The following is a 16,096-nucleotide window of genomic DNA, read 5'->3' as shown; positions in this document are numbered from 1 at the left end:
AAATTAATTGTGCTATGTGATGATAATTTGAACGTATCTCACAGATGAGAATATAGCTGAGGAGCGTTAGTGGGCTCTCTTTAGCCGAGTTAGGGGCAAAAAAAAAGCCAGCAATTATGCTGGCGGGAAATGAAACAAAGGAACGATAATTTGGGTTAGCCCACCAATGCGATTGGTTGGGCGTGAAATAGATGATTCGCTACAGTCAGCCTATCGTGCATCACTTTAATCGCCTGACCAAACTGGAGCGATTTAGAACCATTGAGTTCGAAACCGTCTAGTGAAACAGATGCGCACAGGCTGGCACACTCACCTACCTCTAAAACAATAAAAAAACCTTCGCTCAGGGAGTTCGTTAGACGTATCAAGTCGCCTTCTTCTGGAGCGATTTGGCCATCCGACAGACAGTCGAAAAACCAACTTTTCGGCTGAACAGGTTTATGAAAACGCTTCGCGGCAACACAATACAGTGAGAGCTCTGCTTGTCTTGGCTCACTCAGGCCAAGTAAAGCGATTTGCTCTTTATAGGTTTGATAGGCTGAAGCGTCATCTACTGAGAATTCATTAACGCCAATCGCGCAGTCGACAATCAGCTTACGAGGAAGGTTGGTCTTAAATACCATATCATCACCCAGATCGAGCATAAGGTGCCCTTCTGAGTCATCATAGTACCAAGTCCATTTGTCACTGGGTTTAAGCATCGTTCCATCTCTGAAATTTGATTTGAAGTTAGGTAAAACGCTTAATTACCTTTCCTAGCAATAATTGGATTTTATTAGCTAATAGGCGAAAAAAAAGAGGAAATGAAAACTCATTTCCTCTTGTTATCAATCAGTTTTAATTAGAAATCTATCGTGTGACAATGTCACATCGATTTGTTTTCTATTTTAATATGTCTTAGATGTTTTTCACGATATCACGTACCAGTGCCGGACCGTGATAAATAAACCCAGAGTAAACCTGAACTAACTGCGCACCCGCCATCATTTTTTCTTTAGCAGCAACGTAAGAATCAACGCCACCTACTCCAATCACTGGAATTTCATCTTTAAGCTGTTCATGTAGACAGCGAACCACTTCAGTACTTTTGCTTTGAACAGGACGCCCACTCAAACCGCCCGCCTCGTTCGCGTGCTTCATACCTTCAACGATTGAACGATCCAATGTTGTGTTGGTTGCAATAACTGCGTCGATCTTGTTTTTAAGCAGAGAGTCACAGATCTGTTTGATCTCATCATCACTAAGATCCGGAGCGATCTTCAATGCCAGAGGAACATATTTACCATGCTTTTCAGCCAGTTCGGCTTGTTTTGCTTTTAGCTCTGACAGCAGTTCATCCAAAGCTTCACCGTATTGCAGTGAACGCAATCCAGGAGTATTTGGCGAAGAAATGTTAACCGCGATGTAGCCTGCGTACTGATATACCTTTTCCATACAGATCAAGTAATCTTCCGCACCCTTTTCGATTGGTGTGTCTTTGTTCTTGCCAATGTTAATACCAAGTACACAGTCGTATTTGGCTTTTTTGACATTTTCGACAAGGTTATCGACACCTAGGTTGTTGAAACCCATGCGGTTGATAATGCCCTCAGCCTCTACAAGACGGAATAGACGTGGTTTGTCATTTCCTGCTTGTGGACGAGGTGTCACTGTGCCGACTTCAACAAAACCAAAGCCCATAGCATCGAATGCTTCAATACACTCGCCGTTTTTATCCAGACCAGCCGCGAGGCCAACTGGGTTACGGAAAGTTAAACCCATACATTCGACTGGACGATGAGGAAGTTGCTGACGGTAAAGAAGATCAAGTGGTGTGCCAGTAAAGCGCTTGAAGTTTTGAATTGCGAGATCGTGTGCCTTTTCGGCATCGAGTTGGAAAAAGCCAGTTCTGGCTAGACGGTAAAGCATTGTGCCTCCGAAAGAAAAAAGCCCCGTATAAACGGGGCTGTATTATTCAATGTTTTACCGAATAATTCAACGAATTATGGCAAACGTTTACTCATTCGCACTGCAATTAAGGTTAAGCAGCATAAGTTCGCGTAATGCAACAGAGAATTTCGCAAACTCATGCACTGAACCCACCTTGAACTCGTTAAGAATATTTTCCCAACGGTGCAAAGAGGTTTCGTTAGTTTCGATCCAATCATCCAGTGCTTTCATCACATCGAGATCTTCTGGCGAACAACCACAGCTCAGTACTTGACCAGTTAGCTGACGCTGTTGCCAATCGAGATCTTCACGGAACGCAGCTCTAGCCAATGCTTGCCAGTTGTTATCCACCGCTTGGCCATTGATTTGCTTCAAGAACCAGTGCAGTGATAAGCGATCGCCTAAGTTGTAGTAAAGCTTAGCCGTTTGCTCGATAGTTTTGCCTTTTTCACGAGATACTGTGGATATATCCAGTACTGAGTATAGGCTAGACAAACGAGCAACATAGCTAGCCACTTCTTCCTTGATGCCCTGCTCAATCCAAGCTTGCGCCATCTCGTTGTGCTCTTCCACTTCTGAAGGAACAAGCATGTCATCGAGATGCGTTTTGATTGTATCGACGTCAGCTTGGTACAGTTCAATCAGATCTTTAACAGACTGACGACCAGTACGATTGCGTAACAACCAACGTGATAGACGACGTAACGTTCTACGCACATAGAAGATCATGTCATATTGCGCTTCGGTTGAGGCTTCGTTGTCTAGCGAACGAACTTCTTCAAGTACTTTGCCTAGTCCAAAGATTTCACGAGATGCAACATACGCATTTGCAATATCAACGACGCACGCACCCGTTTCTTCTTGTAGACGAGTAACAAAGTTACAGCCCATTTCGTTAACCATTTGATTCGCAAGCGCTGTTGCAATAATTTCAGCACGTAGCGGATGATTATCCATTTGCGAAGAATAGTTACGGCGTAACTCGGTCGGGAAGTAGCTAACAAGTTGCTGAGCATGGAATTCATCTTTTGCGATGTCTTCATGCACTAGCTCTTCTTTCAGAACCATCTTACCGTATGCCACAAGTACAGAAAGCTCTGGACGAGTCAGTGCCATGCCCTGCTTTTCACGCTCAAGTAAGGTTTCGTCATCTGGGATGTACTCAAGTGCACGATCAAGGTGACCCGCTTTTTCCATAGTATGAATGAAACGAATTTGTTCCTTAACTAATGACACACCTTGCTGCTCAGTCACAGAGATAGATTCAGATTGACAGTAGGCGTCATCTAAAACAATTTCACCCACTTCGTCTTCCATCGACTCAAGGATCTTATTGCGCTGTTTGACCGTAAGATCACCATTAGTCACTAGACCGTTAAGGAAGATCTTAATGTTGACCTCATTATCCGAACAGTCAACGCCACCGACGTTATCAACGAAGTCAGTATTAACACGGCCACCAGTCAGTGCATATTCGATACGACCAAGCTGAGTCATACCTAAGTTACCGCCCTCACCGACAACTTTCGCTTTCAGATCTCGACCATCAATACGCAATACATCATTGGCGCGGTCGCCAACATCAGTATGCGTCTCACTCGAAGCCTTAACGTAAGTACCGATACCACCATTCCATAGAAGATCGACTTCCATAGATAGGATCATCTTAATCAGATCATTAGGGGCAACCGAAGATTTCTTGGTACGCAGCATCTTTTGGATTTCTGGCGTTAGAGAAATCGACTTAGCACGGCGAGAGAAAATACCGCCGCCTTTTGAAATCAGTTTCGCGTCATAGTCTTCCCAGCTAGAACGTGGAAGATTGAATAAGCGGTTACGCTCTTCCCAGCTAGGCGCTGATTCTGGGTTCGGGTCAATAAAGATATGCATGTGGTTAAACGCAGCTTGCAGGCGAATGTGCTTAGATAGCAGCATACCGTTACCAAATACGTCACCTGCCATATCACCAACACCAATGGCAGTGAAATCTGTAGTTTGACAGTTAATTCCCATTTCACGGAAATGACGCTTAACCGATTCCCAACCGCCTTTCGCAGTGATACCCATTGCTTTGTGGTCATAACCGTTCGAACCACCTGAAGCAAATGCATCTCCTAGCCAGAAGTTGTATTCCTCTGATACAGAGTTAGCAAGATCAGAGAATGTTGCTGTACCTTTATCAGCCGCAACAACCAAATACGGATCATCTTCATCATGGCGAACCACACTCTTAGGATGAGCCACTTCACCTTCGATGATGTTGTCTGACACATCCAGTAGGGCGCGGATAAAGCGTTTGTAACAGCGTTGACCTTCAGCGAAGATTTCATCGCGGCCACTTAGCATAGGCTGTCGTTTACAGACGAAACCACCTTTAGCACCCACAGGAACAATCACCGTGTTCTTAACTTGCTGTGCTTTCACTAGGCCAAGAATTTCGGTACGGAAGTCTTCTTGTCGATCTGACCAGCGTAGACCGCCACGCGCTACTTTACCGCCACGCAAGTGAACACCTTCAATATCTGGTGCGTAAACAAAGATCTCAAACGCGGGTACTGGCTGAGGAATTTCTGGAATATCACTTGGTTTCATCTTAAGTGATAGCCAAGGCTTAGGCTGCTTGTCTTCATTTAACTGATAGTAGTTAGTACGAAGAGTAGCAGTGATCATCTCCATGTAACGACGCAGAATACGATCATCATCCAAGCTTTCAACATGATCCAACTGCTCAGTAATCTTAGCGATAAGATCGTTTTGACCTTTTTGGCTGCCTTTGAATTTAGGTTCGAAACGCTTACCAAACAGCTCCACCAGCCCCTTGGCTAGATCTGGGTAATGGTTCAGCGTGTCTTCGATATATTGTTGACTGAATGGGAAGCCGACTTGACGCATGTAGCGAGCATAAGCACGAAGAATCGAAATCTCACGACCAGTTAATGATGCACCTAGCACCAAACGGTTAAAGCCATCGCTTTCAAGTTCGCCAGCCCAAATTGCAGCAAATGCCTGTTGGAAACGATCACGCGCTTCACGAAGATCGACGGTTTTCTCACTCTTATGAAGCATTGAGAAATCTAGGATCCAGTATACCTGACCGTTCACTTTGCGTACTTCGTATGGCGATTCACCAATCACGCGTAAGCCAAGGTTCTCAAGCATAGGCATAACATCGGATAGATGGATTGGCTCATCACGGTGGTAAAGCTTCAGTCTGACTGATTTTGAATCTGCACCCAACTCTTGTGGGCGGTAGAAAAGCATACCCAGTTTGTTGTCATCGCTGAGTTTTTCTAAGCGCTCAATATCTGCCACTGCAGAACCTGGCATTACATCTTCTTTGTACGAACGTGGGAATGCACGCATGTATTCTTTAGAAAGCGGCAGGCCTTTACTTTCACCAAAGTTCGCCACGATCGCTTCTGATAAACGATCATCCCAAGTTGAAGATGCTTCCATTAAGTTTTGCTCAATCGTTTTAACGTCTACGTCCATGTTGTTGTTATCAACACGAACAATATAGTGAGTTCGAGCTAGTGGGCTCTCAGAGAAGTAAGTGGTAAATTCCACTTCTTGCTTACAACCGAAATACTGCTGAAGAATTCGTTGTGTTTGTCGACGCAGCTCTGTGTTGTAACGATCTTTAGTCACATAAACCATGCAGCTAAAGAAACGACCAAACGGGTCTTTGCGAACGAACAGACGCAGTAGATCTCGATCTTGCATCTGTACAACACCCATACCGACTTCGAGTAGTTCCTCTTCTTTCGCTTGAAGAAGCTCATCGCGCGGGTAGTTTTCTAGAATATTGTGAAGTGCTTTGTAAGAGTATGAACCTTCTCGGTAACCGCTTGCTTCAAGAATACGTTCCACTTTCTCGCGAATCAGTGGGATCCCTTCAACACTCTGGTTGTAAACTGCAGAAGTATAAAGACCTGTGAAGCGGTGCTCACCAACAACTTTACCGTTCTTATCAAACTTCTTAATGCCGATATAGTCAGTGTAAGCTGGACGGTGAATACGAGATGGACGATTGCCTTTGGTCACAATCAGAAGGAATGGCTTTTTCGCTTCTAAGCGTGCAGAGTCAGGGAAGTCAGATAGCTTAACAGTGCGCACGCGCTCGCGATTCGCAAATAGACCTAAACCTTTATCAGCGGTTGGGCGAAGCTCGGTATCGCCATCCACTGAAACAAGATCATACTCTTTATACCCCATAAACGTGAAGTTGTGATTCCCCAACCAACGAAGGAATTGGATCGACTCGTCGTAACGATCACGCTGGATCTCAACCTCTCCTTGTTGCGATTCTACCTGAGCAGTTACTTCTTCAAGTTTTTCAACCATCAGTAACCAGTCTTGAACAACTAATCCGGTGTCATTCAGAATGCTTAATAGTTCGGCTTTCAGTGAAGCCATTTCTTCTTTAGAGCTTAAGCGGTCAACCTCAATATGGAATAGAGACTGAAGTGCACCATCTCCTTGGTTAATCGCTGTGATCTCGCCTTTTGCGGAACGGGCAATCTGTGTTGGCCCATGCAGCATCAAGTGTGATGAAAGATCCAAACGGCTCAATGCCATTTTTGTTGAGTCAACTAAGAATGGACCATCTGGCACAACAATCTCTACGATTGTGTGGGTAGATTGCCAGCCTTGGCGGCTCACGGTTGGATTAAATACTCGAACAGAAATTTCGTCAGCTTTTTTCTCATTAATATGATGCCATAGCGACACAACGGCACCGTAAAGATCGGATTCGTTACGTTCGACTAAATCGTCTTGAGAAATGTTGCTAAATAAATGTTGAGCTAGTTGGGTGACTAGGGGTTGATGAGCAAGCTCGAGTTTGTCTTGAATAAGCTTATACACTTTTTCAAGCAGAACCGGCATCAATGTTTCACGCGCGGTCATAATCACACTCCACAATTAGAATTGTATGTTTTTTGGGGGTTGTTGTAAGCATAGTGCTTAACACGGGTAATGCCGCTTTATTGTAAAAGCTTTATTGATAAATAGTTAATTCTTTTGAGAGTGGTAAGAGGTGAAATGTTTGAGAATGTGACTAAGGTTCTATTTAAACTTCTATAAAATCAGTTGCTCACAGCAGTTCTAACTTTAGAAACTTATTATTTTGGTCAGTTGTTAATCTGAAACGCCCTTTTAGCCCTATTTGACTAAGAAATGGTCTGAAACGCGATGCAGGCAATTGCAGGCGTAAGCCTTTGTCTGTAACCACTAAAACGTTGCTTGCCGCCCCATTGTAGTGAGCTAAAAAAGTTTGATAAGAGATGTTAAGGGTAAAGTGATATTGATTCATGGTTTGGTCAAAAAAGTAACGATTTTTCTGATAAAACAAGATGCCTGTATAAATAAACAGTAGCACTTGAAAGTGCTACTGTTTTAGACAGATTGATTAAGACTCCAACGCTTTCGTCACTTTCTCAAACAAATCTTTCGCTAGGTTGTCCATCGCTTTCAATGTTTCAAGTTCCGCTTTGATAAGAGCCTGACGCTCGTCATCATATTTACGGAATTTCAACAACGGGTCAATTAAGCGAGACGCCACCTGTGGGTTACTGCTATTTAATTCGCGTAAGATCTCGCCGGCAAACTTGTAACCTTCACCAGATTTTGCGTGGAAACGTACTGGGTTCATATTGAGGAACGAGCCCACTAAGCTACGAGTTCGGTTCGGGTTTTTCAAGCTAAACGCTTCATGGTTCATGGTTTGCTTGATCACTTCTAGTACATTTTCAGCAGGGTTTGTCCCTTGCAGAGCAAACCACTTGTCCATCACAAGTCCGTCATGCTTCCACTTGTCACTGTAATCAGACATCAATGCCTCACGACATTCTAGCTGAGCACTGTTTGCGGCGCTCATTGCCGCAATGGTATCAGTCATGTTGTTCGCATCAGCATACTGAGCTTTAGCCAAGGTATTGCCTTGCTCAGTGTAAGCAAGATAGCCTAATGCCGTATTACGCAGAGAACGTTTACCGATAGCCGCATGTTCAATAGTGTAATCTTGCTGCTTGAGGCTATGGTAGATAGCGCTCAACTCATCTTCAAGTTCCGTCGCCAAGGTGACTTTGATTGCCTTGAGTACTTTCGCTACCGCATCAACATCAACTTGTTTATACCAACCACTCACTTCGTTGTGACTTGGCAAAGACATCATTTCAGCAATAAATGCCGGCTCTAACTCGCTTGACAGTAACACACCGCGGAATGCGTCAATCACTTCAGCAGCCAACTCTATTTCATTACCGGTCTGAACTTTTTCTACGTTACTACGGATGTATTTCGCTAACAGCATTTGACCTGCATCCCAACGAGCAAATTCGTTGCGTGCTTTCACCATTAGGAAGATCAACTCTTCATCGCTGTAGTCGTACTCTAATTTCACCGGAGCAGAGAACTCACGCAGCAGTGAAGGAACTGGACGCTCGTTCACTTGTTCGAAGATAAACGTCTGCTTAAGTTCAGTGACATTAAGCACATTGTTGACCAGCTCACCGTTACTGCGTAACTCAATCACATCACCATTTTGTGCATAGAGCTCAACGTCAAACGGAATATGAAGTGCTTGTTTGTCGGCTTGGTCTTGGGTTGGTTCAGTAGTCTGCTCTACAGTGAGTGCGTAGGTTTTCGCTACTTGATCATATTCACTGCTGACTTTTACAGTCGGTGTACCAGACTGGCTGTACCACAAGCGGAACTGCTTCAGATCTACGCCCGATGCGTCTTCCATCGCTGAGACAAAATCTTCACACGTCGCTGCAGTTCCGTCGTGACGCTCAAAGTAAAGCTTCATGCCTTTTTGGAAGCCCTCTTCGCCAAGCAAGGTATGCATCATTCGAATCACTTCACTGCCTTTTTCATACACAGTTAATGTGTAGAAGTTATTCATTTCAATAACTTGCTCAGGACGAATCGGGTGAGACATTGGGCTCGCATCTTCCGCAAACTGTGGACCACGAATAATACGAACATTGTTGATACGATTTACTGCGCGAGAACCAAGATCCGAAGAAAACTCTTGATCACGGAATACGGTCAGACCTTCTTTCAGGCTTAACTGAAACCAATCGCGACAAGTGACTCGGTTACCTGTCCAGTTGTGGAAATATTCATGACCAATTACCGCTTCAATACCGAGGTAATCGGTGTCTGTCGCCGTTTTTTCATTCGCGAGGACAAACTTAGAGTTAAAGATGTTTAGACCTTTGTTCTCCATCGCGCCCATATTGAAGAAGTCGACTGCAACAATCATGTAAATATCAAGGTCATACTCTAGACCAAAGCGCTCTTCATCCCACTTCATTGAATTGATCAATGATGTCATCGCATGTGGCGCTCGATCTAAGTTGCCTTTATCAACGAAGATTTCTAATTCAACGTTACGACCAGACTTAGTGATGTACTTATCACGCAGTACATCAAAATCACCTGCTACTAAAGCAAACAAGTACGCAGGTTTTGGATGCGGATCTTGCCACTGAACCCAATGACGTCCGCCTTCAAGTTCACCTTCGGCAACACGGTTACCGTTACTCAGCAGGAATGGATACTCCGCTTTATCGGCAATCACTTTCGTGGTGTATTTCGCAAGAACATCGGGGCGATCCATGTAGTAAGTAATGCGTCGGAAACCTTCCGCTTCACACTGGGTACAGAACGCGCCGCCTGACTTATAAAGACCTTCTAGCGCCGTATTTGCTTCCGGGTCAATCAAAGTCACAATCTTAAGTTCAGTTTGCTCTGGTAACTGATGAACTTCTAAAGCACCTTCTAATTCTTCATAGGCAGTCCAAGCTTCACCATTGACGTGAATGCTTTTCAGTTTAAGGTCTTCACCTTCTAGACGAATCGTTGTCGCATCTTTTAACTGCTTAACCTGCGACACTGCCGTCACAGTGGTTTCATTATCGAATAGGTCAAACGTAAGATCGATATCAGTAATAGTATGAGATGGAGACTGATAGTCTTTGCGGTATTTGGCTTGAGGAGTCTGAGCCATGTCTAAATCCTTCTGACTAAATTCATTTGAAGAGCATACTACGTATATACGTTAGTATGGCTAGAGCGTTGTAAAATCAACGCTGACGAATTGCGTGTTAGCTTACAACTCTAGATACAAAAAAACGAGGCTCTGCTAAGAAATACCTCGTTTTTTGTCTATTGTTGACGTCGAACTCAAACTATTTGTCTAGATAGTCATCAAACCTCACACTTATCTCTCTAACGTATTCGATTGAGTACTGCGTATAAAGAGCCTTCTTCCATTTCTAACGTAAGGGTATCTTTATTGAGTGTATAACGGGTTTCATGTTCGCCGTTTTCGTATAAAAGAACTAAATGCTCCCCTTCAGTGTAATATACGCCCCTGTGTACCGCTTCATCACCGTCATCGTTACTCACTCTGAACATAAACACAAAATCAGGTTGAAGGATAAGATCGAGTTTATGAACATCACTCGACAAAGCTTCATCGCCTTCAAAATGGGCACTCGACCACATTCCAGCCAGAGAATTTGATAGCGCCTTAGTAAAGGTCACTCCATTAAGATTCAGCAGATTATGGTTAGCTGCATACTGGTAAACTTGTGGCTCTGAAGTATCCAATCCCAAGATAATGGTATCTTCATTCGCGGTGTAAAATCCTTCCCAGTGATCGACCGAATAATCTCGTTTTTGAATATCAATTTTAAAGCTGTAGTTTGAGTCCAGCGTTAGCTTAATCGCCAAAAAGTTTTCTTGTGATTTCTCTGGGTTTGGATTCACCAAATACCAATCACCTAGTAAGAATGGGTGGTCAAACTGCGTTAAGTCACTGTTGTCGCGTACCCCATTACCTAGCACTGAGAAGCTAAACATTAGCGATATCAAAACAATCAATCTCATAGCGTGCTCCTTACTCTTTTTCTTTAAGCTTAGGCACACAGAGTTTATTTAGCGAAAAAATTGATCTAAATCACATTAATTATTGGTAAAAAAAAAGCGAACCCAGTTAGGTTCGCTTTTTAAATCATTGATTAAACTTACGATTTAATCATATCAACCATGATAGCTACAGATTCATCAAGGTAAGCATCAGGCGCTTCATAATCTTTAGGTACATCATCTAAAGACTTAAATGGCTCTTCACCCTCAGCTTTCTGACGTTCGTTGATTCGAGCTAAACGTCTTTCATCTGCTTGATCGCTCTCTGCCTGACGAGTTTTCTTATTCAGTGATAAAGTGTTGTCGTCTTTTTCTGCTTTGTACTTAGCAATATCTTCGGCGATAAAACCAAATTCAAGATCTTTGGCAATACGAGCTTCATGTTTGGCAGCTAGCTGATTAACCATCTCAGAGTTACGCTGTAACACTTTGTATTTGGCTTTGTCGATACTATCCCAAGGCAGAGCGTTATCTTCAACACTCTCACCGGTTTCGCTAGGGTCAACTGCTGTTGGATACGCAATATCAGGCGCTACACCTTTATTTTGTGTACTACCACCATCGATTCGGTAAAATTTCTGAATCGTATACTGAACATAACCAAGCTCTTTATCGAACAAGTCATAAATCTTGCCAAGCGTACGGTGTTGTTGAACCGTGCCTTTACCGAAAGAGTTTTCACCAAGAATCACGGCACGACCATAGTCTTGGAGCGCTGCCGCAAAAATCTCGGAGGCTGATGCGCTATTACGGTTGATCAGGACACTCATTGGACCGTCATAACTGATCTGGTCATCAAAGTCGCCTTTCACATTGACTCGGCCATAGCTGTCACGTACTTGAACCACTGGGCCGCTCTTGATGAACAGTCCGGTTAGTGCCGAAGCTTCTGTCAAAGCACCGCCGCCGTTATTGCGAAGATCGACGATGATACCATCAACATTCTGCTCTTTTAGCTCAGAAATCAGCTTGTCTGTATCTTTTGCTAAGCCGACATAGAAGCTAGGGACTTCAAGTACACCAATCTTCTTGCCGTCTTTCTCGATTACTTCGGATTTAACAGCGCGGTCTTCCAAACGAATTTTGTCACGAACTAAGGTAATCACCGTTGCTTTCGCATCTTTGCCTTCAGGCAAGATCTGCAGGTTAACCTTAGTTCCTTTCGGTCCTTTGATTAACTGCACGACATCATCGAGTCGCCAACCAATGACATCAACAATCTCTTCACCATCTTGACCAACACCAATGATTCGATCACCCTCGCCTAATTGCTTGCTCTTAGAAGCCGGACCACCAGCGACTAAAGAACGAATGACAGTGTAGTCATCGGTCATTTGCAATACTGCACCAATACCTTCTAGAGAAAGATTCATCTCTGTTTGGAACTGCTCGGCATTACGAGGGGAAAGATAGCTAGTATGAGGATCCACTTCACGAGCAAATGCGTTCATATAGAATTGGAAGACATCTTCACTGTGCGTCTGGCTCAGCCTCTTCAAAGCGTTGTTGTATCGTTTACCAAGAACCTCTTTGACTTCGTCCCACTCTTTGCCTGTTAGTTTCAGGTTTAGAGCGTCATACTTGACTCGCTTTCTCCACAACTCATCAAGCTCTGCCGTGTCTTTTGGCCAAGTCGCTTCGCTACGATCAAGCTCGATACTCTCGTCGATATCAAACTTCATTTCTGTATCAAGAAGCTTTAGCGCATGAACAAATCGCTCATAACGACGCTTCATCGATAAGTTGTACAGTTCAAATGCAATTTGAGTGTCACCCGACTTTAACTGGTCATCAATAGAGTCTTGCCACTTAGAGATGGCATCGATGTCAGCTTGAGTGAAGACGTTCTTGTTGTAGTCCAATGATTCGACATAGCGCCAAAAAATCTTACGCGATAGGTCATCATTGAGTTTGATATGTTTGTAGTGAGAGCTGGTAAGCTTTTCTTCGACACGCTTACTTGCTGTGGCGTGTTGTGCTTCCGGAGAAAGGACAGGTAAGTCCTCAAGGGTAATTTTTGCTTCTAGAGCATAGGCTGAAGAAGCTGCTAGCCATAAGCTAGCAGCGATCAGCGACATTTTTGAACGGCATTTCATGCGTAGGAGTATCTCCTTTATGCGCGTAGGTGCTCCGCTTTTACAACCATTTGTAGGCCGTTAGACAGTTGAACACGCACATCTTCCTTATTGATTTCAACGATAGTCGCAGCCATGTTTCCTTTACCCATATTGACGTTTACTTGATTGCCAACTTTTACTTCGTCAGCATTCAAAGCACGCGTTTCTACCGGCTTATTGGCTTTTTGTACTTTATTCTGTTGTGGGCGACGGCCTTGTGGCTTTTTCGCAGCTGGCTTAGCTTTCGCTTTGCCTTCTTCACGAGCTTTTTGCGCTTGCTCTTTACGACGAGCTTGCACTTTCGCTTTGCTCTCAGCTAGTGCTGTTTTCGCGTGTTCTACGTGTTCTTCATCTAGCTCACCTGCTGGGTTGCCATCTAAATCTACACGTACTGCACCAGGCTTCACACCGTGAAGGTAACGCCATGATGAAGTGTATTGTCTTAACGCTGCACGAAGTTGAGTTTTGCTTACTTTTGGATCGTCCGTTAGACGCTCCGCAAGATCTTGAAAAATACCAATTTTAAGTGGCTTTGCTTCACCTTCTAAAGTAAAGCACTTAGGGAAACATTCAGCAATATATGCGATAACTTCTTTGCTGTTTTTTAACTTTTCAGTGTTTTCCATGAGGATTCCTGGTTATTGCGGCTTGCCCGCGAGCATTAAGAATTAAATATTTGAGGTATTATAGTGACCTGCAAGCGAAAAACCACACTCAATAGACAAATTATGCCCCGATAGCGTGTGAATTAAGCAGCTTTTCTACTTCGCTCATCAAAAATGTCAGTCCTTCCTCATCAATTTCATTGAATCGGCCTACATCAGGGCTATCAATATCTAGTACCCCAGCAATTTCACCATTGATTGAAAATGGGATAACTAGCTCAGAATTACTCTCGGCATCACAAGCAATATGACCTTCAAACTCATGTACATCGTATATGCGTTGTACTGTGTTAGTTGCTACCGCTGTTCCACATACACCGCGACCAACAGGAATACGAACACAAGCTGGTTTACCTTGGAATGGGCCAAGAACTAACTCACCGTCTTTCATTAGATAGAAACCAACCCAGTTTAGGTTGTCTAACTCCATGTTAAGCAAAGCACTGACATTCGATAGATTCGCAATAAGATCGGTTTCAGATTCAATTAATGCCGCAGCTTGCTTGGTTAAGCGGTGGTAATGTTCTATTTTCATTGTTACATCCTTTTGAAAATTCGTGACCTTTGTAAAATTAGAGACTTCTAACATAAATCTGCGTACAATCGCCGCAAAACATTAAATAGTAAGCATTCTCATTATAATGATCGATAATCCCAACACTATTAGCCGTTCTTGGTTGATAACTCAAGTAAAAAAGCACAAGTCGAAACTAATACTTGCCAATGTCATCGCGCTGATTGCGACCTTAATCAGCGTGCCGATCCCTCTATTAATGCCGCTTATGGTGGATGAAGTCCTTCTCAATCAACCGGGTAAAGGGCTAGAGGCGATGAATGCCATGCTGCCTACTTCAATGCAGACACCGACAGGCTACATCGCGCTGACTCTATTGCTGGTGGTCATTATGCGCAGTGCGAGCCAAGCACTCAGCATCCTTCAAAGCCGCCAATTTACCCTGGTGTCAAAAACCATTACCTTCCAAATGCGCAGCAAGATGATCGATAAGCTTGGGCGCATTAGCATTCGTCAATACGAAACGCGTGGCAGCGGTGGCATCAATGCGCACCTTATCACTGATATAGAGACTATCGACCAGTTCATTGGCTCTACACTGAGTAAGTTTTTAATTAGCCTGTTGACCGTCATTGGTACAGCGGGCGTTCTACTATGGCTAGATTGGCGTCTTGGACTGTTTATATTACTGGTTAATCCGGTTGTCATTTATTTCTCTCGCAAGCTAGGTAGCAAGGTTAAGCACCTTAAAAAACGTGAGAACCAATCTTTTGAACGCTTTCAAAATCGCTTGGTTGAAACCTTGGACGGTATTTATCAACTGCGCGCCGCTAATAGAGAACGAGAGTTCCTCAATGAACTCAAGGATCAAGCTAACCAGATTCGTGTTGATGCGGATAAATATGCTTGGCAATCAGAAGCGGCAGGAAGAGTGTCATTCCTACTATTTTTGCTAGGCTTTGAGTTGTTCCGAGCAGTCGCCATGCTAATGGTGCTGTTTAGCGACCTGACCATCGGCCAGATTTTCGCTGTCTTTGGCTACTTGTGGTTTATGCTTTCTCCTGTGCAGGAGCTATTGGGTATTCAGTTCTCTTGGTACAGCGCGAAAGCAGCGTTAAAACGTATCAATGCCCTACTCGATTTAGAGGAAGAGCATCGACCTGTCAGCAAGGTCAATCCATTTACTCAAGACCGAGAAGTAGATATCGAGATAGAAGATGTAAACTTCTCTTATAATGAAGAAACTCAGGTCTTAACCAATCTTAATCTGTCTATTCCGGCCGGAAAAAAGGTAGCATTGGTTGGTGCTAGTGGTGGCGGAAAATCAACACTGATCCAACTGCTAATCGGTGTTTATCAGGCGAATTCAGGCTCAATACGATTTAATGGTCAAACCACTGACGATATCAGTTTTGACATAATTAGAGACCAAATTGCCGTTGTATTACAACAGCCTATACTATTTAATGACACTTTAAGGCATAATCTGACCCTTGGTTCGACCTACGATGATTTGCAGTTGTGGCGGGCACTTGAAATCGCACAAATGCAAGATGTCATTAGCCAATTAAGTGACGGCTTAGAAACACAAATAGGTCGAAGTGGTATCCGTTTGTCTGGTGGTCAAAGGCAGCGTTTAGCCATTGCGCGAATGATTTTAAGTAATCCTAAGTTTGTTATTTTGGATGAAGCAACGTCCGCCCTTGATACAGCGACAGAAGCCGCCTTGCATAAAGCGCTAACAGAATTTTTGAAAGGTCGTACTACACTGATCGTAGCGCACCGATTATCTGCAGTGAAACAAGCAGACCTAATTTACGTACTAGAAGATGGGCAAGTTAGCCAAGCGGGTACACACGGAGAGTTGGTTGAACAACAAGGTTTATATCAAACATTATATGGTAATGTGCAATCGCACAGTTAACCATTCC

The 16,096-nt window shown here is 43.7% G+C and carries 10 protein-coding genes; 1 reads left to right on the top strand and 9 read right to left on the bottom strand.

Features of this window, described 5'->3' with window-relative positions; genetic code table 11:
- Positions 1–155: 155 nt before the first annotated feature.
- From LYZ37_RS06980 to LYZ37_RS06940, 9 genes are all read right to left on the bottom strand, one after another.
- Positions 156–701: a cell division protein ZapC gene (locus LYZ37_RS06980; RefSeq protein WP_004749467.1), complete on the bottom strand. Its 546-nt coding sequence runs from the start codon at positions 699–701 to the stop codon at positions 156–158.
- A 196-nt stretch (positions 702–897) separates the two neighbouring features.
- Positions 898–1,908: a quinone-dependent dihydroorotate dehydrogenase gene (pyrD, locus tag LYZ37_RS06975; RefSeq protein WP_272787041.1), complete on the bottom strand. Its 1,011-nt coding sequence runs from the start codon at positions 1,906–1,908 to the stop codon at positions 898–900.
- An 87-nt stretch (positions 1,909–1,995) separates the two neighbouring features.
- Positions 1,996–6,837, bottom strand: a complete 4,842-nt coding sequence (locus tag LYZ37_RS06970; RefSeq protein WP_272787040.1) for an NAD-glutamate dehydrogenase — start codon at positions 6,835–6,837, stop codon at positions 1,996–1,998.
- Positions 6,838–7,024: 187 nt separating this feature from the next.
- Positions 7,025–7,243, bottom strand: coding sequence for a DUF2835 domain-containing protein (locus LYZ37_RS06965; RefSeq protein WP_004742832.1), 219 nt, complete (start codon positions 7,241–7,243; stop codon positions 7,025–7,027).
- 96 nt (positions 7,244–7,339) lie between these two features.
- Positions 7,340–9,946 (bottom strand): aminopeptidase N, encoded by a 2,607-nt coding sequence (pepN, locus tag LYZ37_RS06960; protein WP_272787039.1) that lies wholly within the window; start codon positions 9,944–9,946, stop codon positions 7,340–7,342.
- 221 nt (positions 9,947–10,167) lie between these two features.
- On the bottom strand, positions 10,168–10,830 hold the full coding sequence (locus LYZ37_RS06955; RefSeq protein WP_171325544.1) for a hypothetical protein: 663 nt from the start codon (positions 10,828–10,830) through the stop codon (positions 10,168–10,170).
- Between the two features lie 137 nt (positions 10,831–10,967).
- Entirely contained in the window at positions 10,968–12,965 is a 1,998-nt protein-coding gene (gene prc / locus LYZ37_RS06950) for a carboxy terminal-processing peptidase (protein WP_272787038.1), read from the bottom strand.
- A 17-nt stretch (positions 12,966–12,982) separates the two neighbouring features.
- The gene (gene proQ / locus LYZ37_RS06945; protein ID WP_004742836.1) at positions 12,983–13,612 is read right to left on the bottom strand and encodes an RNA chaperone ProQ; all 630 of its coding nucleotides are present in this window, start codon (positions 13,610–13,612) and stop codon (positions 12,983–12,985) included.
- Between the two features lie 100 nt (positions 13,613–13,712).
- Complete coding sequence (locus LYZ37_RS06940; protein ID WP_272787037.1) at positions 13,713–14,186, bottom strand: GAF domain-containing protein; 474 nt, start codon at positions 14,184–14,186, stop codon at positions 13,713–13,715.
- A 106-nt stretch (positions 14,187–14,292) separates the two neighbouring features.
- On the opposite strand from LYZ37_RS06940, the gene LYZ37_RS06935 reads away from it, so the two are divergent.
- Positions 14,293–16,089, top strand: coding sequence for an ABC transporter ATP-binding protein (locus LYZ37_RS06935; RefSeq protein WP_171325552.1), 1,797 nt, complete (start codon positions 14,293–14,295; stop codon positions 16,087–16,089).
- Positions 16,090–16,096 lie beyond the last annotated feature (7 nt).

The organism is Vibrio tubiashii (assembly GCF_028551255.1).
GTDB classification, from domain to species: Bacteria; Pseudomonadota; Gammaproteobacteria; order Enterobacterales; family Vibrionaceae; genus Vibrio; species Vibrio tubiashii_B.
This window is presented reverse-complemented; position numbering and strand designations above follow the sequence as displayed.